Origin of the sequence: Vibrio sp. YT-18 (assembly GCF_033337345.1) — a bacterium.
GTDB classification, from domain to species: Bacteria; Pseudomonadota; Gammaproteobacteria; order Enterobacterales; family Vibrionaceae; genus Vibrio; species Vibrio alginolyticus.
Map to the genome: position 1 here is coordinate 250,427 of NZ_JAWOQO010000005.1, position 23,305 is coordinate 273,731.

Annotated in this window: 28 protein-coding genes and 4 pseudogenes; 13 read left to right on the top strand and 19 right to left on the bottom strand. The window is 42.3% G+C overall.

The annotated features are described in order from the left end of the window. Positions 1 to 17: 17 nt before the first annotated feature. The 10 genes and pseudogenes from R7M72_RS09505 to R7M72_RS09550 form a co-directional block, all read right to left on the bottom strand. Positions 18 to 443, bottom strand: coding sequence for a DUF350 domain-containing protein (locus R7M72_RS09505; protein ID WP_225473085.1), 426 nt, complete (start codon positions 441 to 443; stop codon positions 18 to 20). A 6-nt stretch (positions 444 to 449) separates the two neighbouring features. Next, positions 450 to 1,136 (bottom strand): DUF2491 family protein, encoded by a 687-nt coding sequence (locus R7M72_RS09510; RefSeq protein ID WP_213899866.1) that lies wholly within the window; start codon positions 1,134 to 1,136, stop codon positions 450 to 452. Beyond that, on the bottom strand, positions 1,130 to 1,717 hold the full coding sequence (locus R7M72_RS09515; protein WP_225473084.1) for a hypothetical protein: 588 nt from the start codon (positions 1,715 to 1,717) through the stop codon (positions 1,130 to 1,132). Before R7M72_RS09515 ends, R7M72_RS09510 begins: the two co-directional genes overlap by 7 nt. 11 nt (positions 1,718 to 1,728) lie before the next feature. After that, the gene (locus tag R7M72_RS09520; RefSeq protein WP_225473083.1) at positions 1,729 to 2,199 is read right to left on the bottom strand and encodes a potassium channel family protein; all 471 of its coding nucleotides are present in this window, start codon (positions 2,197 to 2,199) and stop codon (positions 1,729 to 1,731) included. A 4-nt stretch (positions 2,200 to 2,203) separates the two neighbouring features. Beyond that, entirely contained in the window at positions 2,204 to 2,896 is a 693-nt protein-coding gene (locus R7M72_RS09525; RefSeq protein WP_225473082.1) for a hypothetical protein, read from the bottom strand. An 18-nt stretch (positions 2,897 to 2,914) separates the two neighbouring features. Further along, entirely contained in the window at positions 2,915 to 3,313 is a 399-nt protein-coding gene (locus R7M72_RS09530) for a DUF2170 family protein (RefSeq protein WP_225473081.1), read from the bottom strand. A 378-nt stretch (positions 3,314 to 3,691) separates the two neighbouring features. Next, positions 3,692 to 3,905 (bottom strand): annotated as a pseudogene (locus tag R7M72_RS09535) (transposase); the annotation flags it as partial. Between the two features lie 83 nt (positions 3,906 to 3,988). Next, positions 3,989 to 4,297, bottom strand: a complete 309-nt coding sequence (locus tag R7M72_RS09540; protein ID WP_225473080.1) for a hypothetical protein — start codon at positions 4,295 to 4,297, stop codon at positions 3,989 to 3,991. 44 nt (positions 4,298 to 4,341) lie between these two features. After that, a pseudogene (locus R7M72_RS09545) lies at positions 4,342 to 4,792 on the bottom strand (DNA polymerase V subunit UmuC); the annotation flags it as partial. 12 nt (positions 4,793 to 4,804) lie between these two features. Further along, positions 4,805 to 5,180, bottom strand: a pseudogene (locus R7M72_RS09550) (LexA family protein); the annotation flags it as partial. Between the two features lie 461 nt (positions 5,181 to 5,641). Here R7M72_RS09550 and R7M72_RS09555 point away from each other — a divergent pair. Beyond that, positions 5,642 to 5,830 (top strand): hypothetical protein, encoded by a 189-nt coding sequence (locus tag R7M72_RS09555; protein ID WP_213899862.1) that lies wholly within the window; start codon positions 5,642 to 5,644, stop codon positions 5,828 to 5,830. 247 nt (positions 5,831 to 6,077) lie between these two features. Next, positions 6,078 to 6,884: a hypothetical protein gene (locus tag R7M72_RS09560; RefSeq protein ID WP_005378537.1), complete on the top strand. Its 807-nt coding sequence runs from the start codon at positions 6,078 to 6,080 to the stop codon at positions 6,882 to 6,884. Between the two features lie 165 nt (positions 6,885 to 7,049). Here the strand turns inward: R7M72_RS09560 and R7M72_RS09565 are convergent, their stop codons facing one another. After that, positions 7,050 to 7,346: a hypothetical protein gene (locus R7M72_RS09565; RefSeq protein WP_225473078.1), complete on the bottom strand. Its 297-nt coding sequence runs from the start codon at positions 7,344 to 7,346 to the stop codon at positions 7,050 to 7,052. 298 nt (positions 7,347 to 7,644) lie between these two features. Here R7M72_RS09565 and R7M72_RS09570 point away from each other — a divergent pair, with 298 nt between their 5' ends. From R7M72_RS09570 to R7M72_RS09590, 5 genes and pseudogenes are all read left to right on the top strand, one after another. Continuing rightward, positions 7,645 to 8,151 carry a DUF6933 domain-containing protein gene (locus R7M72_RS09570; protein WP_318119321.1) on the top strand — a complete coding sequence of 169 codons (507 nt, stop codon included), beginning with the start codon at positions 7,645 to 7,647 and terminating at the stop codon, positions 8,149 to 8,151. 144 nt (positions 8,152 to 8,295) lie between these two features. Continuing rightward, positions 8,296 to 8,679, top strand: a complete 384-nt coding sequence (locus tag R7M72_RS09575; RefSeq protein ID WP_225473075.1) for a nuclear transport factor 2 family protein — start codon at positions 8,296 to 8,298, stop codon at positions 8,677 to 8,679. Between the two features lie 202 nt (positions 8,680 to 8,881). Continuing rightward, on the top strand, positions 8,882 to 9,175 hold the full coding sequence (locus tag R7M72_RS09580; protein WP_225473073.1) for a hypothetical protein: 294 nt from the start codon (positions 8,882 to 8,884) through the stop codon (positions 9,173 to 9,175). Between the two features lie 162 nt (positions 9,176 to 9,337). Next, complete coding sequence (locus tag R7M72_RS09585) at positions 9,338 to 9,628, top strand: hypothetical protein (RefSeq protein ID WP_225473072.1); 291 nt, start codon at positions 9,338 to 9,340, stop codon at positions 9,626 to 9,628. A 183-nt stretch (positions 9,629 to 9,811) separates the two neighbouring features. Beyond that, positions 9,812 to 10,283 (top strand): annotated as a pseudogene (locus tag R7M72_RS09590) (GNAT family N-acetyltransferase). Between the two features lie 228 nt (positions 10,284 to 10,511). Here the strand turns inward: R7M72_RS09590 and R7M72_RS09595 are convergent. The 5 genes from R7M72_RS09595 to R7M72_RS09615 form a co-directional block, all read right to left on the bottom strand. Continuing rightward, positions 10,512 to 11,333 (bottom strand): hypothetical protein, encoded by an 822-nt coding sequence (locus R7M72_RS09595; protein WP_225473071.1) that lies wholly within the window; start codon positions 11,331 to 11,333, stop codon positions 10,512 to 10,514. 452 nt (positions 11,334 to 11,785) lie between these two features. After that, positions 11,786 to 12,241: a hypothetical protein gene (locus R7M72_RS09600; protein ID WP_225473070.1), complete on the bottom strand. Its 456-nt coding sequence runs from the start codon at positions 12,239 to 12,241 to the stop codon at positions 11,786 to 11,788. A gap of 17 nt (positions 12,242 to 12,258) precedes the next feature. Further along, positions 12,259 to 12,828 (bottom strand): relaxase/mobilization nuclease domain-containing protein, encoded by a 570-nt coding sequence (locus tag R7M72_RS09605; RefSeq protein ID WP_262634092.1) that lies wholly within the window; start codon positions 12,826 to 12,828, stop codon positions 12,259 to 12,261. A gap of 194 nt (positions 12,829 to 13,022) precedes the next feature. Beyond that, positions 13,023 to 13,217: a hypothetical protein gene (locus R7M72_RS09610; RefSeq protein WP_225473069.1), complete on the bottom strand. Its 195-nt coding sequence runs from the start codon at positions 13,215 to 13,217 to the stop codon at positions 13,023 to 13,025. A gap of 91 nt (positions 13,218 to 13,308) precedes the next feature. Further along, positions 13,309 to 13,956, bottom strand: a complete 648-nt coding sequence (locus tag R7M72_RS09615) for a hypothetical protein (RefSeq protein ID WP_315957170.1) — start codon at positions 13,954 to 13,956, stop codon at positions 13,309 to 13,311. A 645-nt stretch (positions 13,957 to 14,601) separates the two neighbouring features. Between R7M72_RS09615 and R7M72_RS09620 the strand changes: the two genes are divergently transcribed. Then, complete coding sequence (locus R7M72_RS09620; protein WP_213899853.1) at positions 14,602 to 14,742, top strand: hypothetical protein; 141 nt, start codon at positions 14,602 to 14,604, stop codon at positions 14,740 to 14,742. A 118-nt stretch (positions 14,743 to 14,860) separates the two neighbouring features. On the opposite strand, the gene R7M72_RS09625 is transcribed toward R7M72_RS09620, so the two are convergent. After that, positions 14,861 to 16,564 carry an FAD-dependent oxidoreductase gene (locus R7M72_RS09625; RefSeq protein ID WP_315957169.1) on the bottom strand — a complete coding sequence of 568 codons (1,704 nt, stop codon included), beginning with the start codon at positions 16,562 to 16,564 and terminating at the stop codon, positions 14,861 to 14,863. 151 nt (positions 16,565 to 16,715) lie between these two features. Here R7M72_RS09625 and R7M72_RS09630 point away from each other — a divergent pair, with 151 nt between their 5' ends. From R7M72_RS09630 to R7M72_RS09640, 3 genes are read left to right on the top strand one after another with little or no spacing between them, the layout of a single operon-like run. Then, positions 16,716 to 17,006, top strand: a complete 291-nt coding sequence (locus R7M72_RS09630; protein ID WP_005376206.1) for an ArsR/SmtB family transcription factor — start codon at positions 16,716 to 16,718, stop codon at positions 17,004 to 17,006. A gap of 5 nt (positions 17,007 to 17,011) precedes the next feature. Then, a complete protein-coding gene (locus tag R7M72_RS09635; protein WP_372058356.1) occupies positions 17,012 to 17,425 on the top strand; it encodes a YeeE/YedE family protein in 414 nt (137 codons plus the stop codon). Between the two features lie 14 nt (positions 17,426 to 17,439). After that, the gene (locus R7M72_RS09640) at positions 17,440 to 17,880 is read left to right on the top strand and encodes a YeeE/YedE family protein (RefSeq protein WP_053307706.1); all 441 of its coding nucleotides are present in this window, start codon (positions 17,440 to 17,442) and stop codon (positions 17,878 to 17,880) included. Positions 17,881 to 17,916: 36 nt separating this feature from the next. Here R7M72_RS09640 and R7M72_RS09645 read toward each other — a convergent pair whose 3' ends face one another. Further along, the gene (locus tag R7M72_RS09645) at positions 17,917 to 18,780 is read right to left on the bottom strand and encodes an endonuclease/exonuclease/phosphatase family protein (protein WP_064376969.1); all 864 of its coding nucleotides are present in this window, start codon (positions 18,778 to 18,780) and stop codon (positions 17,917 to 17,919) included. Between the two features lie 309 nt (positions 18,781 to 19,089). Between R7M72_RS09645 and nrdD the strand changes: the two genes are divergently transcribed. Together nrdD and nrdG are read left to right on the top strand one after the other, a co-directional pair. Next, a complete protein-coding gene (nrdD, locus tag R7M72_RS09650; protein WP_318056146.1) occupies positions 19,090 to 21,210 on the top strand; it encodes an anaerobic ribonucleoside-triphosphate reductase in 2,121 nt (706 codons plus the stop codon). Between the two features lie 83 nt (positions 21,211 to 21,293). Continuing rightward, the gene (gene nrdG, locus R7M72_RS09655; protein WP_005376213.1) at positions 21,294 to 21,764 is read left to right on the top strand and encodes an anaerobic ribonucleoside-triphosphate reductase-activating protein; all 471 of its coding nucleotides are present in this window, start codon (positions 21,294 to 21,296) and stop codon (positions 21,762 to 21,764) included. A gap of 84 nt (positions 21,765 to 21,848) precedes the next feature. On the opposite strand, the gene R7M72_RS09660 is transcribed toward nrdG, so the two are convergent. Beyond that, positions 21,849 to 23,234 carry an MATE family efflux transporter gene (locus tag R7M72_RS09660; RefSeq protein WP_318056147.1) on the bottom strand — a complete coding sequence of 462 codons (1,386 nt, stop codon included), beginning with the start codon at positions 23,232 to 23,234 and terminating at the stop codon, positions 21,849 to 21,851. Between the last annotated feature and the right edge of the window lie 71 nt (positions 23,235 to 23,305).

Sequence of the window (23,305 nt, forward strand, 5' to 3'; positions counted from 1 at the left end):
GTTTGCACCTATGCTGGTTAGTTGCTCATTGAAGCTGCGTTGATGAGACCAGCACTAATTGAAATGCTAGCAAGCAAAATAGCTTTAGCTTTTTCACCTGCGTTGATACGCTCAACAATAGTGGGAAGAGTGAGACGAACCAAAGCAAATACGGAAATTTGAACAACCATTGCAACCACACCCCAGATCGCAAAGTCTATCAAGTTTACTGATACTTTTGAGGCAGCAGTCAACGCTAAAATGAAACCTAAAAGGGCACCGCCAAACGAAATCGCTGCTGCTTCATTGTTTTGTTTTATCAATGCAAACTCGTCGTGAGGTGTAAATTTGGTATATACAAAAGCGAAAACAATAACCATCAGTAACGAAAGGCCAAAATATGCAATGAAAGGAATTAGCCCAGAAAGGGATTGCATTACATTAAATTCATAGGAGTTGAACATCTAGAGTTATCCTTGTTGGTGATTAATAGTTAACTGTGTGAGAGGTATGGAAACGCCAAGTGCGATGGAGCAGATGTAATTTCCTCGGTGAACAATATCGTGGTTGTCGTTAACCACGACTTCTTGCTCGACATTGACAATGACGATCTCTTGCATTTGCGCGGTTATATCTCGAAAGAATACAGCGAAGTTATTGTCAATAGTGTTTAAGTCATCGCCGATGACTTCCACGACTTCTAGGCCACCAAGCACACCCGTTAATCGGTGATATTCAGCGCCTTCAAAAGAAAATATTTCACTTTCTTCAATTATGTTTCGCCAGTAGTTTTCTGTTGCTTTATCACTCTTCGAACAAAACTCGTCTCCGGCATCTAATTGATATTTGAACAGCATAATGTCGATAAGGTTGTCAATTTTGTTTTCGCCAAAAAAGTTAAACTGAAAGAAGTAATCGTCTTCGGTATAGAAACGATGCGTATGCTCACCTCTTTCATTGTGGCTAGATTTACCGGTCACTTTTTTCGTCTCAGAACCAATCTGAAACTTTAGTTCAGGCGTGAAACGAAGCATCGGATAATCAACAGTGATAAGTTTTTGGAGGTCTATACCTAAAGTCGCTGTTTCACATTTCGTGTTTTCAACGAGATCAGGATTAGTTTTTAATTCAAAAAGTGTTTTGAGTTTTCTTAACATAAATAATTCTTCAAATGAGTTTCAATTTTCTGGATCTCTTGGTTTGCGATGTAATGAATAAAATCACCACCGCTGACCATGGCATCATCATCGGGGTTGAGCTGCAAATTTCGCCCTAGCTTGTCACTCTTTTTGGAAAAGCCTATCGAGATGACTTTTAGCTCTCGCTTAAGGATTGCCGACAATTCAGAGAAAGCCATTTCTCGCATTTGAATGGGGAGTTTAAGTGTGAAATGTGTTGCTAAAAAAGCAGGGTTAAGCAGCGCCTCTGTGCAAGAGCTGCTACCAGGGAACATTGCTGAGCGTGAAAGTAGGTGTTCGTCATGAATATTGATAATCTCAGTGCGGCCACTCGCGCCTTCTAACAGAGCTTGAATGTCCTCACACTCTGAATAGACTACGATATGGGCGTTGGATCCAATACGCTCTAGGTAGTGATCGACGGCAACTGCAGTTAAATAGTTAACTGCATCTATACCCGTGTTTACGATAATGCTATCGCACTTTTCCAAACCCAGTCGTTTTAGCTCTTTAACAGAAACATAGTTCTCAACATTTACATAGAGAATATCGGTGTTCATCAGAGGATGCTCTAAACCTTTTTCATCAGAAACGATGACGATTTTTTCTTATTTGCTTGGAGAAGCTTTGTCAGCTTAGCCGTGCGTTGTGGTATCCAACCAAAGACAATGATATGTCTACTGAGATCGCTCACGTCAATTGTTCCTGCTACAAATCTTTTTTTCAGTGTTAAGTACAATTCGCCTAACTTCGCCAGCGCTGAGCCAAATAGCAAAATACCAGTAGGGGCGATAATCAATGCATAGAACAACCGGCCTCCAGGCGTTACTGGTGAGATATCCCCGAAGCCAACTGTGCTCATTGAGACACTGTACCAATAGGTATAATCAATAAAGTTTTGGGTCAGCGGTTCACTGAATGCGGCGAGCATTGCCCATGTAAAAAGGTAGTGAATGAAATAGGTGGCGAGGAGTACTCGCCACGTTGTATTTCCCACCATCCTTTGCAAGAAACTCACTAGCAATGGACGATGTAAAAACATTGAATCACCAACCTAAACCGTCATCATCGGTTGTCGCTGCGTCGATTTTATCTTGTAGGCTATTTGATGAAGCGTTCTTACGTTCACGTTGCAGTCGAATGAGTTCTCTTTCTTCTTCTTGACGTCGGGCGAGTTTTGACACGGCACCGCCGCCAGCTACAGATACGCCTTTAATCTCTGCTGCAAGCTCTGTTTGTGCTTTGTGAACTTTAATTAGCTCAGCATTCGCACGATAGTTTGCAATCAGTTGCTCTTCTGCTTGGATTTCATTTTCCATCTCTACAATCAAAGTGCGATTTTCTTTAATTGTATCTAGCGTGAACTCATATGCTTCAATCTGTGGCGTATACTTCGCTTTTAGTGACTTGATCTCGTTATGAATTTCTAGGCCTAAAGCTCGGAATTCTGTTGCTTTTTGCTCATCACCAGCTGCTTTAGCGTTGTCATGGCGTTGTTTGATGTCTGCCAAACTCGCTTCATAACCTTCTACTTGAGACTCGTAAGCTTCAAGGTCTCGTTTTTGGACACGGTTTTTTGCCTCGCACTCATCGACTTTCTGTTTTGCGCCAGTTAGACGTTTACGAGCACGAGCAATATTCGACTCATGAATTTCTACGCCATAGCGGTCATCGATAGCCTCTTCTGCTTTCTTGGCTACGGCTTCGCCAAGTCCAAATAATTTTTTAAACAAACTCACGGTGTATTTCTCCTGAAATTAGTTTTGCTGATTATGCTCAGTAATCAGCTGCGCGACTTCAAACGCGTTGATAGCCAGTTTATTAAGCTCTTTCTCTACGCCTTCGATAGGCGTGTTAGACAATGTCTCACCTAAAATCACATAGCATTCTTCGCCATCGATCTCTTCCAAGGCGAAACTAGATAAAGGCAACAGCTTTGCTGCTTTCAATAAGCAATAATTCAGTTTTGCTGGATCCTTAACCTGATCGACCGAGGCCAGCACTGCCTCAGCGGTCATGTATTCTCCGTTTATGACAACAGCAATTGCTAAGTCTTGATGCTCTTTTAAAACAACAGAAAGAGAAGATTCACCGATCACTGTAGGGATGAACTTAGTTTCATTTAAAGATGATGCCAATTCGTTAGCAGTCCACATATTCACTTCCATCTGTATTTGTTTGCTATAAGTTGTGCTCACTCATGAGGAAAAACGTTCCCACTGAGTTTACTTCAAACCGCACAGGTGGCGGTCAAACGATATCGTCTTGTTCAGGGGAGGAGAGTACGCCTTTAACCATTCGGTTAGCTTAGAAATATCAATGGGCGTATCGGACCTGCTTGAAAAACAAAGCAATTATATCGTGATGGTTAGGGTTATTCACTTGGCAAAATGTCTGTTCGTATAAGCAATCTCACGGTTCTTGCCGACATAAAGAAAGCATGTTCTATTTTGATGTGTCTTTGGTGCTTTTTGATAACTTGGATGTGCAATTCAATTAACGGGTTTGCATGCGACAAAAAGGTATACGTGAGCAGGATCTGCTTGATTCGTACTCTTCTTTCCTAAGGCTAAATACACCAGAGGAAGTTTTTCTATTGGACAGAAAACTGTAGTAACGCACCATTTTAAAATGGTGCCGAGGGATACGACTCACGAACCGTAATATCATATCTTCCTTCGTCAACGTCTTCGTTTTGTTCTGACCATCTCGATGGTCTAGGTACTTAAACATGCCCGTTCCTCCGTTGTTGGCTCATCGCTCGCAGCTTCAATTTGATGGCTGTCCGCCGTGTGTTCAGACATCCACTCCGTTACACGTTGCTGCCCTAATTATGGTGTTGTGTAGCGACTAAGATAGTCGTAGCACCGCAAATCAAAGTTTGGGCCTTCATCAGCGTTTGTTTCTTGCGGAATTTTTTGCGTGAGAGAGTTGTAATCGTCGTAGCTCACTAAACCAGTACGAGTTCGATGGATTTGCTCAAGGTCGAAAATATGTTCTCTGTCTGGCGTACCACCGCCTTGGGAATGATAAATCATTGGTCCTAGGTATTTGTCTTGACAATTTATCGATACCACTTCATTCATTACACGAACATCAACGCTGAAACGAGCTAAAAAGCTTTCTGGTGTTTGTAGCAATCATTTACTGCTATCTTTGATGTCGCCACCGATGTGCCAGGGATGGACACAGTTAGCAAGGCAAGAGTTGGGCAAAAGCCAACACAAACGGGTAAGCGACATTCTCTCCACATCGATCGCCTCAGGTTCATTCCATGCGTTTTCAAGGATGGAATGGCAGGGTAACAACGTTCTAATGATAGGAAAGATTCATCGATACTTTACATGTGTTGTTCTGGAGCGAGTCGACTAATAACTTGCATCATTTGGGACGACAGGTCTGCGTACAATTCGTAATTGGATGATAAGGTAATGATTCCTTTCTGCTCACAAAGTGCTTTAACTTGAAAGAATGATTTGAACTTCTCAATGCCTGCTTCTTTGGCTTGTCGATTTGCAGCCACCACGCCCCCCGTCGCTATTGGAAAGAACAACGACGGGCTTACCTCGCCAGTCGGGACGGAAAACTTGCTCAGCACTACAATAAAATGAGTTCGAATCGACTAAGGCATACATTATTTTTGCTCTCAGCAGGTTACTTGGTCGATGACAACGTATGGATCTGATGACTACACCTTCTAACGAAAATGAGTCACATTCGGTAATCAGGGTTGGTTGATACTTACTGTGTGCCGATAATAGCCGCTTGCGATGAATATGAATTCACCATTGAGGTTTGTGACAATAACGTCGTTCTGTTTAACATCTATATGTCGAAAACGATCAGCAAATCCTGATCAAATATACCTAGCCCTTGCATGGAATCACCACATGCTCGCCCGATGAAGGTTGCATTGGGATGCTCTACTAGCAGTTCGTCTAGATCTAGAGAGTTGAATGTATTCAGTAGCTGGAGACTAAATCCAGTGATGCCAGCATGTGCGCTAATTGGAATAACTCTCATAAATAATACTGTGTAAGTGAACAGTATTATTTGGTGTGAAAAGTCATTTTGGCAAGTGGGTGTAAACTGTCGGCCTAATATCTCAGCAAATTTAATTATGTGATTTGAAGGTTTGTTCCTATGTTTCTGATAATCAAGAATATATGAGGACAAACGTAGTGATGGAATTAGATCAAAGGCGACTTACCGCGGTTAAGAACCTGCTTATTGAGATCGAGTTTTGCACTGATGAGGTGGTCGAAGAGGGGAGTCGAAAAGGGCTGTATATAGATATAAACGATTGGCATCTTTACCCAGTGTTTCAGTTTGATGAAGAGATGGAAATATATGGTTAACTAAAGAGACGTCTTGATGACTTAAGAGCAGGCCGAGATGAAGTTGATGTCCTTCACGGGAGCTTTTCTGAGAAAAGCGTGCTGATGTGCAAGGCGGTTACGTCTTACTAGTTGGTCGAGAAAGCTTTGAGTTTCGGTGACTTAAAAGCTCATTATGAACTGGTGTCGGCAGAAGCTAGACAGAGTGAGTATCTGACCGCTCGTCCTATTGAGTACCTAGGAAAAGACGAATTCGACGTATTTGTCGACGATTGGAAGCTTGGAGACTATCGAATGATCCCGAGGAAAGAGGTTAAGGGCATTTCGGGGTGGTGAAGCTGAAGTAGGAAACATCAAAGCGTGACTTTGAGCCTAGTAATTTCCCCTATCAAAAGTTATCCGAAGGAGTTAGGGTAACACTATTATTCTGAAACTATGAGGCATCATACAATCTAATTTCTTTTAACTTTCATTAACCTATTGATTAGATTGTTGGTATGGTATTAAAAAGGTTACATAATAGGAATATGAAATGGGCTAAAAGCCGCATAGAAAGCGTTAGGCTATTTGGGGAGTTTGGCTTATGAATTATCGACAGTTAGCAAAAGATCACCTGAAATTCGCACACAATGAACTGAGTTCCTCTAGTGACCCTCGTTTAAAATATGCTGCTCTTGAGCTTCGTATGGCAATGGAAGCTATTACATACGACAGGGCGCTAGCTTATAAGGATGAATTTCCACCAAGCGAATATGAGACTTGGCAACCCAAGAAAGTTTTGATGGTACTTTTGGAAATTGATAGTGATGCTGATACTAGTAGCACCATTTCAATAGGTGTACAGCCTGATAGTCACACTCTACCTGACACGATGCAGTTATTAGGTACTGAAAAGACATTTACGTTGAGAATGTTAAAAAAGCATTATGATGCTTTGGGTAGCTATCTTCATGTTATCTCGATGAAGCAAAGTCGTACAGGCAACCTTCAAAATATGAACAAATTGAGGCGACGATGCGAGGAAATATATCAGTTTTTAGATGAAGCTTTGCGATCTCCCGTCTTCAATATGACATTAGGTAATTTTTCTTCCCTAGTTTGCCAAGAGTGCGGCAAAACGATTAGGAAACGTATTCCCCATTCATTTAAAGAGCCAATTTTAGCAGATTGCTTTAATTGTAAGGCGAAGTATACGCTCACCGATGGCGGTAGTGGGAATGTATGTTGGACTTTAAATCAGCATGAACTTCAATGTAGCAATCCTAAATGCCAGAAAAGCATAACTGTTCTAGATCATGAGTTAACCGTTGGTCGCCATTGGATATGCCCAGCGTGTAATGGTAAAAACACTATAGTGCTGGGTATACAACACCAAAATCAAGAAGAATAGCCTAACAAACTGTTTAAGAGTGATTCGCAACGCGTGGCATTTTTACTATGCGTTGCGTTTAGTGGTTAAGGTGGTATGCGGAAGCTTCGGTATTGCGTTGCTCACACCTTAACAGGGCGTTATGCTCTTTGGAGGGGATAATGACATCCTTATCCGATATTAGCTCTAGGCTTCAATAATCTTTACTTTGTTGTATTCGCGTAGAGCTCGCCCACCGATAGGATTAGTACAGGTTAAGTTGATTAAGTATTCACCTGTTGAAAGTAGGTTGGCGGCCTCAGTGAGTGTTGGAACACAAACCTTATTTTTTGCCTTGTTTGTCCTGTTTGAGTCAGTTGGCGTATGAATCTTTTTATTTAGCACATAATGACCATCAAGGTTCTGCTTTGCGACAAACTCTAAGCCTTTAACTTTACCACGTGTACCAGTAGCTGAGATTTTGATTACGTTTTTATATTTCATTTTAAGTCACCCTGAATTGCGTGCGTAGATCATAAATTGGTAAGCCTGCGTAATCAAAAATAAATTAATCTCTAAAAATCAAAGCAATAAAATGCATTGGAACGAGCATAACAAAGCATTTAAGAGGGATTCTCAACGCTTGGCATTTTCAGTTTGAGTCGGCAGTAGTGTTTACGGCACAATGCTTTAGGTAGGGTGGTTTGCGTTGTTCACCCCTTAACGCGGCGTTATGCTGCAATGAGCTTTCGATATGATCTAATGTTACATAAATCGTTATTATCCCGAGAGAAATCGAATCATGTATCAATTGCGCTGCACTAAGAAATCACAAGACTTGCTGGGTCTTAGACCCCAAGACATGTCAGATATTGAAAGCGAACATCATATTCTCGGTAATTGGTATATGCATACATTTACTCAAGAGCGTCGAAAATGTCTCTTTTTCATGGAAGAGAAAACTCTGATGTCTTTTGTGCTTATCGGTTTCAAAAAGTCAGAATTCAAGCATTTTAATGAAGCTTTCAAAAGTGGGTTGTTGACCTTACTAGAGCTTGAAAATGCTCCAAATGAGATTCTTTCTTCGTTTGGAAATGCAGAGCCGAATATTAGCTTTACCAAAACTGACAGTCGAAAGTTACTTGGTCACGTTAACGATAAAATGTCGTTGTACCAAGATTTCATATATTCAGATGGCGGTTTTGAGCATTGTGATGTAGCGCAGATCACCGCAAAAATTAATAGAATGCCTCAAAAAGAGCTGGGTTGGGCATTATCAATAGATGTCTTCAATGAGCTCTTCAACTAGCAACATAACAAACTGTTCAAGAGGGATTCGCAACGCGTGGCATTTTTACTATGCGTTACGTTTGGTGTTTAGGTTGTATGTGGGGGCATCGGTATTGCGTTGCTCACACCTTAACAGGGCGTTGTGAAAATGAGGGGAATTAACATGTTAGATAGTGAAAAAATCGAATTAATAGAATCTTATGTCAGTAGCTACAATGCTTTTGATGTGGTTGGATTACTCGATCTTCTTGACGATGGTGTAGTGTTCGAGAATGAGTCAAATGGAGAAATTACCGCTCGTTCAAACGGCAAAGTTGAGTTTGAAAGCTTGGCTTCTGAGTCGGCAAAGATTTTTAGTGCTCATCAGCAAGTTGTGCTAGCTACGGAGATGTTGGAAATGGCAGCGACGGTCAACATTGAGTATATGGGGACTTTGGCAATAGACCTACCTAACGGTCTCAAAGCGGGGCAGGTTTTGGAGTTAAAAGGTCGAACATACTTTGAGTTTCAAAATGGTAAAATTAGTTACATAAAAGATGTCAGCTAAATTTGTATAACAAACAATTTAAATAGATTCGCAACGCTCGACATTTTTGGTTTAAATCAGTTTTAGTGTTTAAGGCGGTGTGCCGCGGCTTTTGTATTACATTGCTCACACCTTAACAGGAAGTTTTGCCTTTTCACGTTGAACAATTCGTGCTAATAAGTGCTTTAATTTGATTGGTCTTGTGAATGTATTGGTTGTTGTCATGAAATCTGAGTTTATAGTTATCGGTTTAATTAGCAGTTTTTCTATAGGTAGCTTAGCTAACGATATTCGGATTACCACGCCTGTTGACGAAAAAGAAGTAGGCTGTTCCAGTGTTGTTTGTAAAAATATTATTGCAGAAAAAAGTGTTAGTAAAGCAGGGGACTTTCCAGAAAGAACGGGTAATGAAACCTTCTCGGCTATAGGGAATGTATTATTCGTAGTTGGTGAAATGGGTTTAGCTGAAAACTTGCAAGAAGATAATGTTGACCACAGGGTTATGAAGCACCCTTGAACATAGGTATAACAAAGCATTTAAGAGTGATTCCCAGCGTGTGGTATTTTTACTGTGCCTCGATTTTAGTGTTTAAAGTGGTTACGTGAGCTTCGGTATTGCGTTGCTCACCACTTAAGCGGCGTTAGTGCTCTCGCTAAAAATCAAGAATAAGGATTTTTAATGTCAAAATTTCAGTTTTATAGTAAGCCCGATACCAATGATAAAGCGTTTACATTTCTAGATATGGGCACAAACAGTTTTCTCGATGAAAAAGAAATATTATTTAAGCAGGGGTTTGAGGTCTCAGGAGATGTCATTTTTGCCGCTACTCCAAAAGAGGCTGTAGAGAAATATAGATCAAATTTTTTATATGTATCAGAAGAATACACGTATTCAAACTTGATTACAGCGATACCTTTGCTATTGATTGATTGTTTTAGGTGGGCATTTGGTCGCCGTTCAAAGCACTAAAAAAGTATTTAAGGCAGATTCGCAATGCATGGCATTTAGGTTTCTTTTAAATTTAGCGTTTACGTCCATAGTGGTTTAGGCTCAGTGGCAGTGTTGCTCATTACTTAACGCGGCGTTAGCCCTCAAAAGTAAAATATGGATACTTCCCCAGAAATAGAGTTATCTAAAGAGTAGCATAACTCAATTGAAGTCCTCAGAAACAAGTCGTTTCCTGAACATCAAGTAACTCGTTCTTACTATAAGCAACTCCCGTATATGAGGGCTTTAAAGTACAGAGATGATCAACTGGTTGGTGACATGGGGCTGGACTATAGAGTTGTTAGCGTCGGCGATGAAATTTACAAATATTGGGCGTTAGTGACTTTTATGTTGAACAATCACCTCAAAGAAATGGTATTGGAACTGCCATGTTGTCTCAACTCAGCGAGTATGCCTCAAGCAAACAGATCGACTTTATTAATTTAATCTCCGATTTAGATACTTTTGTTATGGTAATGGTTATCTTCGTCTTAGTTCTTTAAGCTCTTGGTTGCGAATACATGATCATAAGAATGATGGCGTTGCAGTTGATCAAGTCGATGATTTGTATGTTAAACCGATTAGCGGTAAAACTTGGGCTGTTGGTCATATAAACTGGTTAGGGTATATGTATTAGTCGGGTATCGGGCTAGCAAATTGTTCAAGAGGGATTTCAGCACGCGCGGCATTTTTTACTATGCGCTGGTTTTAGTGGTTAAGGCGGCATCGGTGTTGCGTTTCTCACACCTTGACAGGGCGTAATATTCAAATTAAGCCAATAAGGTTCTGTCCAAAATAAGCTACGCGCGGTGTGAAATAGGGGCTCGAAAGAGCCCCAAGCATTGTCATGACTTAGACTTTGTCCCTACTTTACGGCTCTTCCTCTTAACGCTTCAAAGGTTGCTCTAACGCGAGATGTGGTGTTGGAAGTGGCGTTTTCTGAAAGCGGCGTCAATAAACTTTCGTCGCAGATAGTGAAACGGGCCATGCAGTCTTGCTCGAACTTAGATTGCTTCTCCTTCTTGCCCAGACCTCCAATCGTTCGACCCATGTCATACTTTTTGTCCATGAATTTGGCGAGCTCATCATTTTGGTACTTCTCTACATTAAAGCTTCTATAGCCGTAGCCCATGTTAGACAGTATCGACTCTAGAAGGGCCAAGGCCTGCTGAATGTCCTCGGCTTCATACTCTTTTAGCTCTAATCCTCTTGAATCAGTTGTGCGACTGCCGTCGGCACGTTCAATTTGACCAATAGTTTCACACAAATGGTGGATCGGGGCAGCGAACTGATGAATGGTATCGCCGTTTTCGAGAGTAACAGTCCCTCGTTCAATGTTTGCCACGCGTTCGAGGTTTTCTTTGACTGCAAGTTTGAGATACACCTGAATTTTCTCGAAGTAGCTGTCTTTTAGAGACATGATGTGTGGTTGAAAGTGCTCTGTGGCGTATCTACGCTCTATGTCGTACTTTGAGTTTGGTATCTTAGTAGCGGTATCCAATGGGATCTGGAAGATAACGTCAAATGAGACGACAGAGTCTCTATCAATAACAGTTCCTCTTACTGATATAGACTTACCGTTATCACGTGGTAGACGCAATTGATACCATACCTTAATGTTTGCAGTATTTGCGTTTTCTTCTCTCATGTCGGAAATGATTTTATTTGCTTCAATTACACTGATCATAAGTTGTCCTTTTTATTATATTTATTAGTAAGGTCATTTAAATAGTAAGCTCTTGTTTTTCCAAGCAATATAAAGTTATTTTACATATTTTTACTATTAAATATTAATTCGTGGTTTTTTTCATACTTGGATTGCTAAGTTAGTGATTTATTTGCATTAGTTTGTTTGGTAATTAATTTACTTATATTTAAAAAATATTTTTAGTCAACTTATTATTCTGATTAAGAACCATAATAAGTTGACTAAAATTAGTAAGCTAGAGTTTACTCTTTAAGGTTAGAGCTAGCCCTTGCTCCTCGCACATCTCTAAGTAGCGTTCGATATGTCCGCTTGCGTTTGCATCTTGTATAGCATTCAGAATCTGGGGGATGGTGTGGACGGTGTGTAGTCCGTCGTCGCGCCTTAACTGGAAGTCTTGTTGCTCTTTGTAGTCTCCCAGATGGCTTTCTGCCTCAATAGTAAGGGGAACAAAAGCCCAACATATGCAGCAATGATTCAATGAACTCAATCAATAGCTCTGCCAGATGTTGATTGACTAATGCAAAGAATTCATCACGAGTCATTTTGGGAGAATTGAACCAAGATTTGCTGTAGCGTTCCTTATGCCATTTTTGATTGATTTTCACCCTGAAAACAAAGGCATGAAGCTTGGAGTCGTATTCCCTGGAACCGCCCTCGTTGTAAAGTTGAAGGTAAGTGCGGAGGCGTGAGTACTTGAGAGCTTTATTGTTTTTTGTGAAATCTCTCGCTCTGAAGCGAAGCACCACATTGCAGTGGCGGTCATCATGACTCAGAAGATGACCGTGCTCATTCTCTATGGTCTGGGTTGGGCCTTTAACAATGGCATAAGCACGCTTAGATTCAAGAATATTTAACTGTTTAAGGCTTTGACTGTCACTTTCGGTCATTGTAAATCGACCGTTATTCAGCAGTTTTTTAGGGAGTATGCGTTGCTGTGTCCCATCTTTGAAGAAGGAAAGTACAAGGCTGGCCTGTTAGTCTTGTTTCGTGATTTATTGGGCTTACTTAAACGATAGGACATACCGTTGGGGAGCTTGTCTGTTTGAGATTTGTAACTAAGCCTAGCTTGCACACCAACGGCTTCTAACTGCTCTAGAAAAACTGGGAGGGTTGGCTTTGCATTAAGAAGCCTGTTTTGTTCAAGAACAAAGTCTAGCTTGCGTCGTGTTTGGGCTTTATCGCCCCCTTTAACTTTTTGGTTTGGTGTGATGCGAATGGGCTTTAGTTTATAGTTCTCATCCCTTTCGTTAATCTTATCGCCTGGATTGGCGACGCTACCGAGTCCAAATTCCTTTTCAATTTCACGCATGACCATCGTGGCTTTAGGGTGGTTCTGCCATTCGTTAACGACTTTCTTTGTTTTGACATCTATGGCTCCGCAGTTGATGTGGATATGGCTATGGTCAGTGTCATGGTGAATAAACACAACATATTTTGTGTGTTGAAGTCCCATTCTACGCATATACTTCTTCACGAGCTTGCGCTATTGTTTATGGCTAAGCTGCTCACCTTTCTGAAGAGATATCATTCGGTGGCTGGTGGGTTTCTGCAGGCCAGTCTTGCTTTTATAATTTGCTATCTCACGACCGATGTCAGACCAATTCATCTCGTGAACCTTGAAGTTGGGCGTTTTTAAGATAGGGAGTGGTGATGAGATGTTGTAAGCCATTAGGAATTCGGTTTTTTCACTAATGATGTTTTCTTCTTCATGAGGCTTGAACTTGCCAGAAGCGTATTCGACAAGGATACATTGCTGTAGATCTTTGGTTGTGCCTGCCGCGTAGCTAGTGGTGCAGCAGACTGCTCTTCGATGGATTGTTTTTTGTTTGGCGTTTTCGTCTTGAAAATCTTGTGAATAGCCATCGTTACACCTTTTTATAATTGTAATGTGGTGAGTAGAATCGGTAGGTTCGACCCGACGGGGTCGGAAGGGAGCGACATAGTCGCCCCTTGGTTACATGTAAGTTGCTTCTTCGCGCAGTTCTTTGAAGTCAGCGAGTTTTTGAAGCTGCTCTTGGGTCAAATGCCTATTAGCAAGCATCAAAGCGAAATCTGAGTTGTATTCACCCAGCTCTTGTTGCTCTCGCTCAGCAAGTTTTTGTTGAATCAGTGATAGGTATTCGATGATAAGGTTTACTGTTTCTTTATCTAAAACATTCTCTTGCAGGGCATGCATCAGTTGAACGCTTGAGAACTGGATATCTTCATTGATAGATTCAAGAACACATTCATCAACGCTGGGCCTCTCAATCTGGCTGACTTGCAGAGCTGGTGTAAGGTTCAGAGTGATATCACGCATGTAAGTGGATAGGTGTTTGTAGCCTAGCTTTGTTCTACGGTACTCAAGGTCAGCTCTTTCTTGCGGGGTTATATTTATTTTAACTTGTTCACTGCATTTGGCTTCTGCTGGTTTTCGTGGTCTACCACGGCTAGGTTTATTGAGGTATTGTTCAATAAGCTCTAAGGCTTGAAGCTTTTCTTCAGAATCACGTAGATGGCGATACAAGCCTCGTTCTTCGAACACAAGCTGACGTTGTTCAATAAGTTCAGCTTTGCTCATTTTTTCTAGTCTTTTTCTGATACTTAGATCGAAAATATTCATACTTGTTACCTTTATTATTTTTATTAGTGGTACTAGGAGCGGAGCGACGAGCGCAGAACCGCAAGGTTCGAGCACCGCAGCACTAGCAAGGAAGCTCCGCAGGACAAGCTGCTAATTAATTTCGAGGAACGAGAAATAAATAGTACTGGCTTGTTTCCGTGTTTTGTAATTTAGTGGAACCACTGTGGTTATTCTTATGCCCGCACTCATGGAGTGCGTTCCCATTATTCATGGGCGTAAATTAAAATAGTGTTCCTATGTTTTATTTTAATCCAATGTGTGCGATTTATTCAACTGACATGAAATTTAATATTGAGTATAGTTTGAGTTATTTGGGAAAAAATTTGTTTTTGTCATATGAAGTAAGTTATGTATTGATAAGTTAATAAATGATAAATCACTTACAGTGGGGGTATATTAGAGTGGACTAACTCCCGCATAATATAAATTTATAGTTAGTCAACTTATTACTTTTTAAAAGGTATCGTGTGGTGATTTTGGGTATTGGATTGATTAGGTTAATAATTAACGATTCGAACCAAATTAAATGAGTAGGAGAATAAATACCAGTATGCTTAAGGCTGATTATGTTGGCCGACTTCGTCGAACTTGTCGAGTTGAGGTCGCGTGCTAAGTGGAGGGGTTATGGATGGTAAGGTAAAACAGCGCAGAGCTAGGAAAGCTTATACTTCTGAGTTAGCTGAATCCTTTGCAAAAGCTGTTAATTTGGCAGCAAAGCAGGTTAGTAAAAAGAAACCTGTTTCCTCTTCAGCAACGCTGAATTAAAAAAGAATGTTGTAAAGCTTGTTCAGCGAAAAAAGTAGCATTACCTATTTCTTTGCTTCATAAACAAAAAAGGAGCACACAGAGTGCTCCAAAGGATAAGGGCAGTGTTTGGTTTACCTTAAGCAGTGGCGAACTTGTAAGTGCGATAGCCGCCAAGCAGGTTACGTGCTTTAAACCCTGAGTTGACCAGCTGACGATAGGCGACGTTACCGCGCAAACCGACCTGACAATAAATCACGATCTCTTTGTCTTTAGGAAGTTCGTGCATGCGACGACGTAGTTGATCGACAGGAATATTAATTGCACCTTCAAGATAACCAACGGACTCCAATTCACCAGGATTACGAACATCAAGTAACAGTTGGTCTTCTGTCAGTGAATCCATTTCATCATAATGAATCGCGGTCGCATCGCCTTTGATGATGTTATTTGCCACAAACGCCGCTTGGTTAATTACATCTTTAGCAGAGCCATAAGGTGGCGCGTAAGTTAGCTCGAGGTGTTGCAGTTGCTCTACAGTCATACCAGCACGCTGAGCAACTGCCATTACGTCGATACGTTTATCAACACCGTCTTTACCTACTGCTTGCGCACCTAATATTTTACCTGTTACTGGATCAAACAGCATTTTGAATGACACGGTTTCTGCACCTGGGTAGTAACTCGCGTGACTTGCTGTATGCACATACACTTTTTCATAAGCGATGTTTTCACGTTTCAGCTGTTTCTCGTTTTTACCAGTAGAAGCGACGGCTAAATCAAAAATCTTACAGATCGCCGTGCCTTGCGTACCTTGGTAAGTTTCTTGGCGGCCAAGCATGTTGTCTGCTGCCATTCGGCCTTGACGGTTTGCCGGGCCCGCAAGTGGCACTAGAGTTTGCTCGCCAGTCACGAAGTCTTTCTCTTCTACCGCGTCGCCGACAGCGTAGATCGAAGGATCGCTGGTTTGCATGTATTCATTGGTATAAATACCACCAAGAGCGCCGATTTCTAAGCCAGCTTCTTTTGCTAATTTGGTCTCGGGGCGAACACCAATTGCCATAATCAGAATATCGGTGGTGAGTCTTTCACCATTGTTTAGTGTTAATTCCAATTCACCTTCTAGATGTTGGTGTTTTTCGCTTTCACCAGAGTCGAAACTTGCCACGTGCTCGTTAGGTACGAATTTCACCGACTCAAGTGCGACGCCAAGTTTAAGGTCGATGCCTTTCTCACGAATTTCAGCATGTGCGAAGCCAGCCATTTCACGGTCAACGGGCGTCATCACTTGATCCGCCATTTCAACTAATGTGGTTTTTATGCCTAGCTGGTGGAAGGCTTCCATCATTTCCAAACCGATAAAACCACCACCAACGACCGTAGCGTGTTCAACTTTGTTGGTTTCGATCGTTTTAATGATGCGATCCATATCTGGAATATTGCGCAGCGAGTGCGTTAACGGGTTATCAATACCCGGAATAGGCGGCACAACTGGACCTGCGCCAGGGCTGAGTAGAAGAAAGTCGTAGCTCTCTTGGTATTCCGAGCCATCAAGCAAATTCTTAACCGTAACCGTTTTGTCTTGACGGTTAATAGAAACCACTTCGTTCATCACACGGACATCAACATTGAAACGCGCTAAAAAGCTCTCAGGCGTTTGAAGAAGCAGTTTGCTGCGCTCTTGGATATCGCCACCAATGTGATAGGGTAAGCCACAGTTTGCAAATGACACAAATGGACCGCGTTCAAACATAATGATTTCTGCATCTTCACTTAAACGACGAGCGCGAGCTGCTGCAGATGCACCTCCAGCAACCCCACCAATAATCACGATTTTGCTCATGGATTTCTCCTGCTGAATGATCGAAAACGCCTACACCTTACTTAAATAAATTAGCTAAGTCTAATGTTATTTAATCTACATTAGCGTTGACTTAATAATGTTAATTAGTAATATCTAATAAAATGTAATGTAGTAATGAAGAGGCATAAGAATGGGCGACAGTATGCTACAAAGTGCGACCGAAGCGAGTGAGCTGCTTAAAATTATGGCTCATCCAGAGCGCCTAATCGTGATGTGTAAGCTGATTGAAGGCGAGAAAGGGGTCGGTGAACTGTTTGAAGGTTCATCATTAAGCCAATCTGCTTTTTCACAACATCTCACCGTATTGAGAAAGCACGACATTATTAAAGCTAGAAAAGTTTCTCAGCAGGTATTTTATTCAATTTCTGATGAAAGAGTTGGTCCGCTGGTTGAGGCCTTTAAGCAAGTTTTCTGTAAGTAATTAGTTTGGCGGTTGCTATGTTTGAAGTTCCTTGGATGTCGCTGTTGGGCGGCATAATAGTTGGCGTATCAGCGATAACACTGATGCTATTTACTGGCAAGACTGCTGGGATCAGTGGGATCTTAAACGGTGCCGTTGAGAACGCAGATCGCGTTTGGCGCATTGTTTTTTTAATTGCGATGGTATTAGGTGGCGTGTTTGCTGTTTATGTTCTTGGCGGGCATGTACCAGAACAGTACAGCGGTTCTGTTGTTTTAGTTATCGTTGCTGGCTTGTTAGTCGGTGTCGGTACGCGTATCGGCAATGGTTGTACTAGTGGTCATGGCATTTGTGGGATAGGGCGTTTCTCAATCCGTTCTGTGGTCGCGACGTGTACTTTTATGGCCACAGCCATGTTAACCGTCTTGCTAGTATCGTGAGGAATAGTGCCGTTATGAAAACTCATGTAATGAAAAGTATTAAGCAAATGTCCGTTGTTGCATTTTCTGGTGTGCTCTTTGGTATTGGTATGGTGGTCTCTGGTATGGCTGAACCGGCAAAAGTGATTGGCTTTCTCGATATTACTGGAGCATGGGATCCAAGCTTAGCCTTTGTAATGGGCGGAGCACTTGCGGTGTTCGTTCCAGCTTATCTTTTATTAATAAAGCCAAGAAGCGAATCTGTGTTTGGTGATGAGATTGTATGCCCAACTTCTAAAGCGATAGACAAAAAGTTAGTCGGTGGTGCTGTACTGTTTGGTATTGGTTGGGGGTTACTGGGTGTGTGTCCTGGTCCTGCGGTTGCCAGCCTTTTCACTGGCAACACACAAGTTCTGCTCTTTATAGTGGCAATGGCGGCTGGGTCATTCACCGCTAAAAGAGTGGTTCGTCAATAAAGAAAGTACTTCAACGTTAAAAATAGTACTTAAACGCTAAAAAGTGAGTGTCGTAGAAACCGGGCAATGGTCACTCAGTTTATAGTCGAGTACATCTTGTGTTTTGAAAACGGTTTGAACACCAGACGACGCCTTTAAATCACCACTCGCAATGATGTGGTCTATCACCGAGCGGAATTGGTGGGTTTTATTCGGATTACGATTAGAGCGCACTTTACATTCCGCTTTAGTGTCTTTAGTCACTAGCTTTGCACTAGTATTGTCCGATATCACGTCCCACAACCAATCTCCTTGATAACCCAAGTTGTGGTTAAAGTCGCCAAGCACGACATAATGTTGTTTGTTGTCCTCGCGCGCCTTTATCCACTTAGCTAGTGCCTGTCCTTGTTGTTTCACTATCTTACAATCGCGGTTATTACGATACGCGCCACTGCAACCCGCTTTCAGATGTACAGAGAGTAAGTGAGTCTCGTTTTCTTGGTTTGGATTTAAAACAAGGTAGCTCGCGAAGCGCAGCTTGCTGTTGCCTCGTGTGATAGAGAAGTCTGGCTTGTCTAATACGCTTACGCCATTGCGCACGGCAAAGCCTGTGTATTGGTTGGTGTCGTTAAACTGAAGGTGTCGGTTGGAGGCGTTTGAACGATCGGAAAGATAAATAGTGAAGTTATTGCCAACGGATTTTTGGATGGCAGCAGCACTTTCGACTTCTTGAAAAGCAAAAATGTCGGCTTGTGTTTTATCCACATAGTGGGTCAGTTTTTCAAAATCTTGTGGTGTTCTCGACACTTTTCCACCATCTATAGATAACCATTCTATGTTCCAACTGGTTAGATTGATGGAGTTTTGAGCAAATGAAAGAGAACTAAAAAGTAATATTAACGTAACAAAAAGTGATCGCATTTTGGCCTGTTGCACTCCTATCTTTTAGCATATTCCTTTCCATCCTTTATCCTACAAGACCTCCAAAAATAGCAAGTAGATTTAGTACCAATTTTGCAATTTTCATGGTTTTCTTCGCAACTGAGATCAACGCCAATAAGATCGATTTCTTCTTGTTCGCTAGCCAATCTTTATTGATCAAAATCAATGTTTTCGAGTGGTGCTTCTCGTTAAATACGCCACAATATATTGTGTTGCTAAAATAAAAAATAACCCCATATAGTGTGTTTGTGGATAACTCTGTGAGTATGCTCGGGTAAGGAGAACAAGGTGAAACCAATCGTAATCAAACGCGACGGATCAAGAGCTCCGTTCAACAGGGATCGTATCCAAGCAGCAGTTGAAGCAGCAGCGGAAAACAAAGATAAAGATGTCGCTATTTATGCTCTTAATGTGGCTCTTGCTGTCGAGTTACAGTTAAGAGAACACGATGAAGTTCACATCCATGAGATTCAAGACTTAGTCGAAAATGAACTCATGCAAGGTCCTTACAAAGCCCTAGCGCGTTCTTACATTGAATACCGCCACGATCGCGACATCGCTCGTGAGAAGCAAAGTGCACTAACTCGCGAAATCGAAGGTTTGATTGAAGAAAGTAATCTGGATCTAATCAACGAGAACGCGAACAAAGACGGTAAAGTAATTCCGACTCAACGTGACTTGTTGGCTGGTATCGTCGCGAAACACTATGCGAAGACGCACATTCTTCCTCGCGATGTGGTCCAAGCGCACGAAGTGGGTGACATTCACTACCACGATTTAGATTACGCACCGTTCTTCCCAATGTTTAACTGTATGCTTATCGATCTTAAAGGCATGCTGACGCATGGTTTTAAAATGGGTAACGCTGAGATTGATACGCCAAAATCAATTTCGACTGCAACAGCGGTAACAGCGCAAATCATTGCTCAAGTCGCGAGCCACATTTACGGCGGTACAACCATCAACCGTATTGATGAGGTTCTAGAACCGTACGTAATCACAAGCTACGAGAAACACCTAGAGATCGCAAAAGAGTGGAACATTGCTGAGCCAGAAGAGTTCGCAAAAGCGCGCACTGAGAAAGAGTGTTACGACGCATTCCAATCTCTAGAATACGAAGTAAACACGCTGCATACAGCGAACGGTCAAACCCCATTCGTTACGTTCGGTTTTGGTCTTGGTACAAGCTGGGCATCCCGCCTGATCCAGAAATCGATTCTGAAGAATCGTATTGCAGGTCTAGGCAAGAACCGTAAAACAGCGGTATTCCCTAAACTTGTATTCGGCATCAAAGATGGTTTGAACCACAAATCAGAAGATCCAAACTACGACATCAAGCAACTTGCGCTTGAGTGTGCGTCTAAGCGTATGTACCCAGACATTCTTAACTACGACAAAGTAGTGGAAGTAACCGGTTCATTCAAAACGCCAATGGGTTGCCGTAGCTTCCTTGGTACTTACGAAGAAAACGGTGAGCTGATTCACGAAGGTCGTAACAACCTTGGCGTCGTGAGCTTGAACCTTCCTCGTATCGCTATCCGTGCAAACGGAAGCGAAGAGAAATTCTACGAGCTTCTAAATCACCGCCTACGTCTTGCTCGTAAAGCACTAGAGACACGTATCTCTCGCCTTGAAAACGTGAAAGCACGCGTGGCCCCAATCCTATACATGGAAGGCGCATGTGGTGTTCGCTTGAAAGCAGACAACTCAATCGCAGATATCTTCAAGAACGGTCGTGCGTCTATTTCTCTTGGTTACATCGGTGTACACGAGACAATTAACGCGCTATTCGGTACAGAAGCGCACGTTTATGATGACGCTGTTTTGCGTGAAAAAGCGGTCGCTATCATCAAGCATCTAAAAGATGCTGTGAATCAATGGGCTGACGAAACAGGTTATGGCTTCAGCTTATATGCAACGCCAAGTGAAAACCTATGTAGCCGTTTCTGCCGCATCGATGCGAAAGAGTTCGGCGTAATTGAAGGCGTAACAGACAAAGGTTACTACACCAACAGCTTCCACCTAGATGTTGAGAAGAAGGTGAACCCATACGACAAGATCGACTTTGAGATGCCTTACCCAGAAATCTCAAGCGGCGGCTTTATCTGCTACGGCGAGTTCCCGAACATGCAACGTAACGTTGAAGCACTAGAAAACGTATGGGACTACAGTTACACCCGAGTGCCTTACTACGGTACAAACACGCCAATTGATGAGTGCTACGAGTGTGGCTACAACGGCGAGTTTGACTGTACAAGTAAAGGCTTCACTTGCCCAAGCTGTGGTAACCATGACTCAACTAAAGTATCAGTAACACGTCGAGTTTGTGGCTATCTAGGCAGCCCAGATGCACGCCCGTTTAACTTCGGTAAGCAAGAAGAAGTGAAGCGCCGAGTTAAACACCTGTAAGGTTAACTACCACTCGTTTTACACTTTGAAAATCAACTTTAAACAGGTTGATTTTCTCTTTCTCGATAACACAGAGACGCATTATGAATTACCACCAATACTATCCAATTGACGTTGTTAACGGACCGGGTACGCGCTGCACGCTGTTTGTGTCGGGTTGTGTGCATCAGTGCCGTGGCTGTTATAACCAGTCGACGCAACGTTTGGATTCTGGTGTACTTTTCACGCAAGAAGCGGAAGACAAAATCATCGCTGACTTAAACGACACGCGTATCAAACGCCGTGGCTTGTCGTTGTCGGGTGGAGATCCGCTTCACCCTGCTAATGTGCCTCATATTTTGAAGATAGTGAAAAGGGTGAGAGAGGAGTGCCCAGGTAAAGACATTTGGGTTTGGACTGGCTACACGCTGACGGAACTGAATGACGCGCAAAGGGAAGTGGTGCAATACATCGATGTTTTGATTGATGGTAAGTTTGAACAAGACAAGAAAGACCTCAATCTCGAATGGCGTGGCAGTTCAAACCAAATCATTCATCGCTTTACGGACATCTAATCAAGCACTCTCCGCACATAAAAAGGGCTCACGCGTGCATAACGGGTGAGCCCTTTTGGTGTGAGTTCGTTAATGTCTTTTTGGTTACGCTGTCACCGATTGGTCATATTCAACCATATTATTTATCCAACGTTTAGATTGAATACGGTAAGTCGTCAGTACGCCTTTCACTAACTCTTCCGCGAGCAGAGACATCAAGACAAAATGCAAAGGCAGCCCTAACACCATGCCTGCGTAATAAGTAAGGGGGATGCCAATAGCCCACTGACCGAACGTGTCGATGAAAATGCTATAGCGAATATCAGCGCCACTCTTTAGTACGCCGCCAATCCCAACCATGTTAAACACCCTCAAAATCATACCTAGCGCCATGACTAAACATACGTTAAGTGCCATGTCTGCATCGGTTAACGGGCTCAGTACCAATAGGTGATGAATCATGGGCGAGCTCAACCACACTAGGAAAAACAGCAAGGTGGCTAAGATTGCGCTGGTTAACACATACCACCACGCCGTTTTCTCGACTCGGTCATAATGTTTTGCACCAATATCATTCCCAAGAAGAACGGATGCAGCGACCGCAAATCCCATAAAGGTTGAAATCAGTACCCCTTCAATCGGTGATAAGAATGAGATGATCGCCAGTTCTGAAACGCCCAATTGACCATAGATGATGCTGTAAACGATCAATCCACCAGTCCAAAGTGCATCGTGGACCAACATGGGTAAAGAAACCTTAAAGTACTTTTTTCGATACTGTTTTAAGCGGCCTTGTACCCAATCGAACTTAGTCGGAATTAGGTAAGCATATCGTTTGTAGAAAAAATAAATCAAGACGGCGGTTTGGAAAAATCGAGAAACAAAACTACCTACGGCTGCACCAAATACGCCCCATTGAGGGAAACCAAATAAACCAAAAATCAAAACATAATTAAGCGCGACGTTAACGACAATGGCGGAGATACTAACGTTGGTTGCCAGTTTGGTTTGGCCCACGGAGCGCAATACCGCTTCAATCGGTACTACTATCGCCGTAGCAATGAGGCTAAAGCCCGTAACCACAAGATAATCACGTGCATAAGTGACGTATTCAGGATCGTCTGACATAAAAGAGACGATCTCTTCATCAAAAATCGCATAAAGAACGATAAACGGCAGCGTCACCAAAATGGAAATAAACCAAGATTGCGCCAACGTTCTGCGAATTCCGGCTAGGTTTCCTGAGCCGTAGTATTGAGAAGCAAGTACGGTAACTGCACCGCACAGGCCAAAGACAACCGCTAGGTTGAAGAAAAAGATACGATTTCCAACTCCAACTGCTGCCGTTGCAGATTCTCCGAGTAGGCTTACCATGAAAATATCCACGACGCCGAGCAAAGCAAAAAGCATGGACTGAAGTGAAACAGGTAGGCCAATCGTAATCAGCTTTTGCCAAAATGCTTTATCGATGTATTCGCGTGTTAAGAGCATCGCATTTCTCCTTAAAGATTAATGCGAGTAGTTTATCCTCATGATTTGGCGCTGTATTTTTCAAAGGAATC

Coding starts and splice junctions, on each gene's coding strand:
- R7M72_RS09505 (WP_225473085.1), bottom strand. CDS start 443: ATGTTCAACTCCTATGAATTTAATGTAATGCAATCCCTTTCTGGGCTA.
- R7M72_RS09510 (WP_213899866.1), bottom strand. CDS start 1,136: ATGTTAAGAAAACTCAAAACACTTTTTGAATTAAAAACTAATCCTGAT.
- R7M72_RS09515 (WP_225473084.1), bottom strand. CDS start 1,717: ATGAACACCGATATTCTCTATGTAAATGTTGAGAACTATGTTTCTGTT.
- R7M72_RS09520 (WP_225473083.1), bottom strand. CDS start 2,199: ATGTTTTTACATCGTCCATTGCTAGTGAGTTTCTTGCAAAGGATGGTG.
- R7M72_RS09530 (WP_225473081.1), bottom strand. CDS start 3,313: ATGTGGACTGCTAACGAATTGGCATCATCTTTAAATGAAACTAAGTTC.
- R7M72_RS09560 (WP_005378537.1), top strand. CDS start 6,078: ATGAATTATCGACAGTTAGCAAAAGATCACCTGAAATTCGCACACAAT.
- R7M72_RS09565 (WP_225473078.1), bottom strand. CDS start 7,346: ATGAAATATAAAAACGTAATCAAAATCTCAGCTACTGGTACACGTGGT.
- R7M72_RS09570 (WP_318119321.1), top strand. CDS start 7,645: ATGTATCAATTGCGCTGCACTAAGAAATCACAAGACTTGCTGGGTCTT.
- R7M72_RS09575 (WP_225473075.1), top strand. CDS start 8,296: ATGTTAGATAGTGAAAAAATCGAATTAATAGAATCTTATGTCAGTAGC.
- R7M72_RS09580 (WP_225473073.1), top strand. CDS start 8,882: ATGAAATCTGAGTTTATAGTTATCGGTTTAATTAGCAGTTTTTCTATA.
- R7M72_RS09585 (WP_225473072.1), top strand. CDS start 9,338: ATGTCAAAATTTCAGTTTTATAGTAAGCCCGATACCAATGATAAAGCG.
- R7M72_RS09595 (WP_225473071.1), bottom strand. CDS start 11,333: ATGATCAGTGTAATTGAAGCAAATAAAATCATTTCCGACATGAGAGAA.
- R7M72_RS09600 (WP_225473070.1), bottom strand. CDS start 12,241: ATGACCGAAAGTGACAGTCAAAGCCTTAAACAGTTAAATATTCTTGAA.
- R7M72_RS09610 (WP_225473069.1), bottom strand. CDS start 13,217: ATGGCTATTCACAAGATTTTCAAGACGAAAACGCCAAACAAAAAACAA.
- R7M72_RS09615 (WP_315957170.1), bottom strand. CDS start 13,956: ATGAATATTTTCGATCTAAGTATCAGAAAAAGACTAGAAAAAATGAGC.
- R7M72_RS09620 (WP_213899853.1), top strand. CDS start 14,602: ATGGATGGTAAGGTAAAACAGCGCAGAGCTAGGAAAGCTTATACTTCT.
- R7M72_RS09625 (WP_315957169.1), bottom strand. CDS start 16,564: ATGAGCAAAATCGTGATTATTGGTGGGGTTGCTGGAGGTGCATCTGCA.
- R7M72_RS09630 (WP_005376206.1), top strand. CDS start 16,716: ATGGGCGACAGTATGCTACAAAGTGCGACCGAAGCGAGTGAGCTGCTT.
- R7M72_RS09640 (WP_053307706.1), top strand. CDS start 17,440: ATGAAAACTCATGTAATGAAAAGTATTAAGCAAATGTCCGTTGTTGCA.
- R7M72_RS09645 (WP_064376969.1), bottom strand. CDS start 18,780: ATGCGATCACTTTTTGTTACGTTAATATTACTTTTTAGTTCTCTTTCA.
- nrdG (WP_005376213.1), top strand. CDS start 21,294: ATGAATTACCACCAATACTATCCAATTGACGTTGTTAACGGACCGGGT.
- R7M72_RS09660 (WP_318056147.1), bottom strand. CDS start 23,234: ATGCTCTTAACACGCGAATACATCGATAAAGCATTTTGGCAAAAGCTG.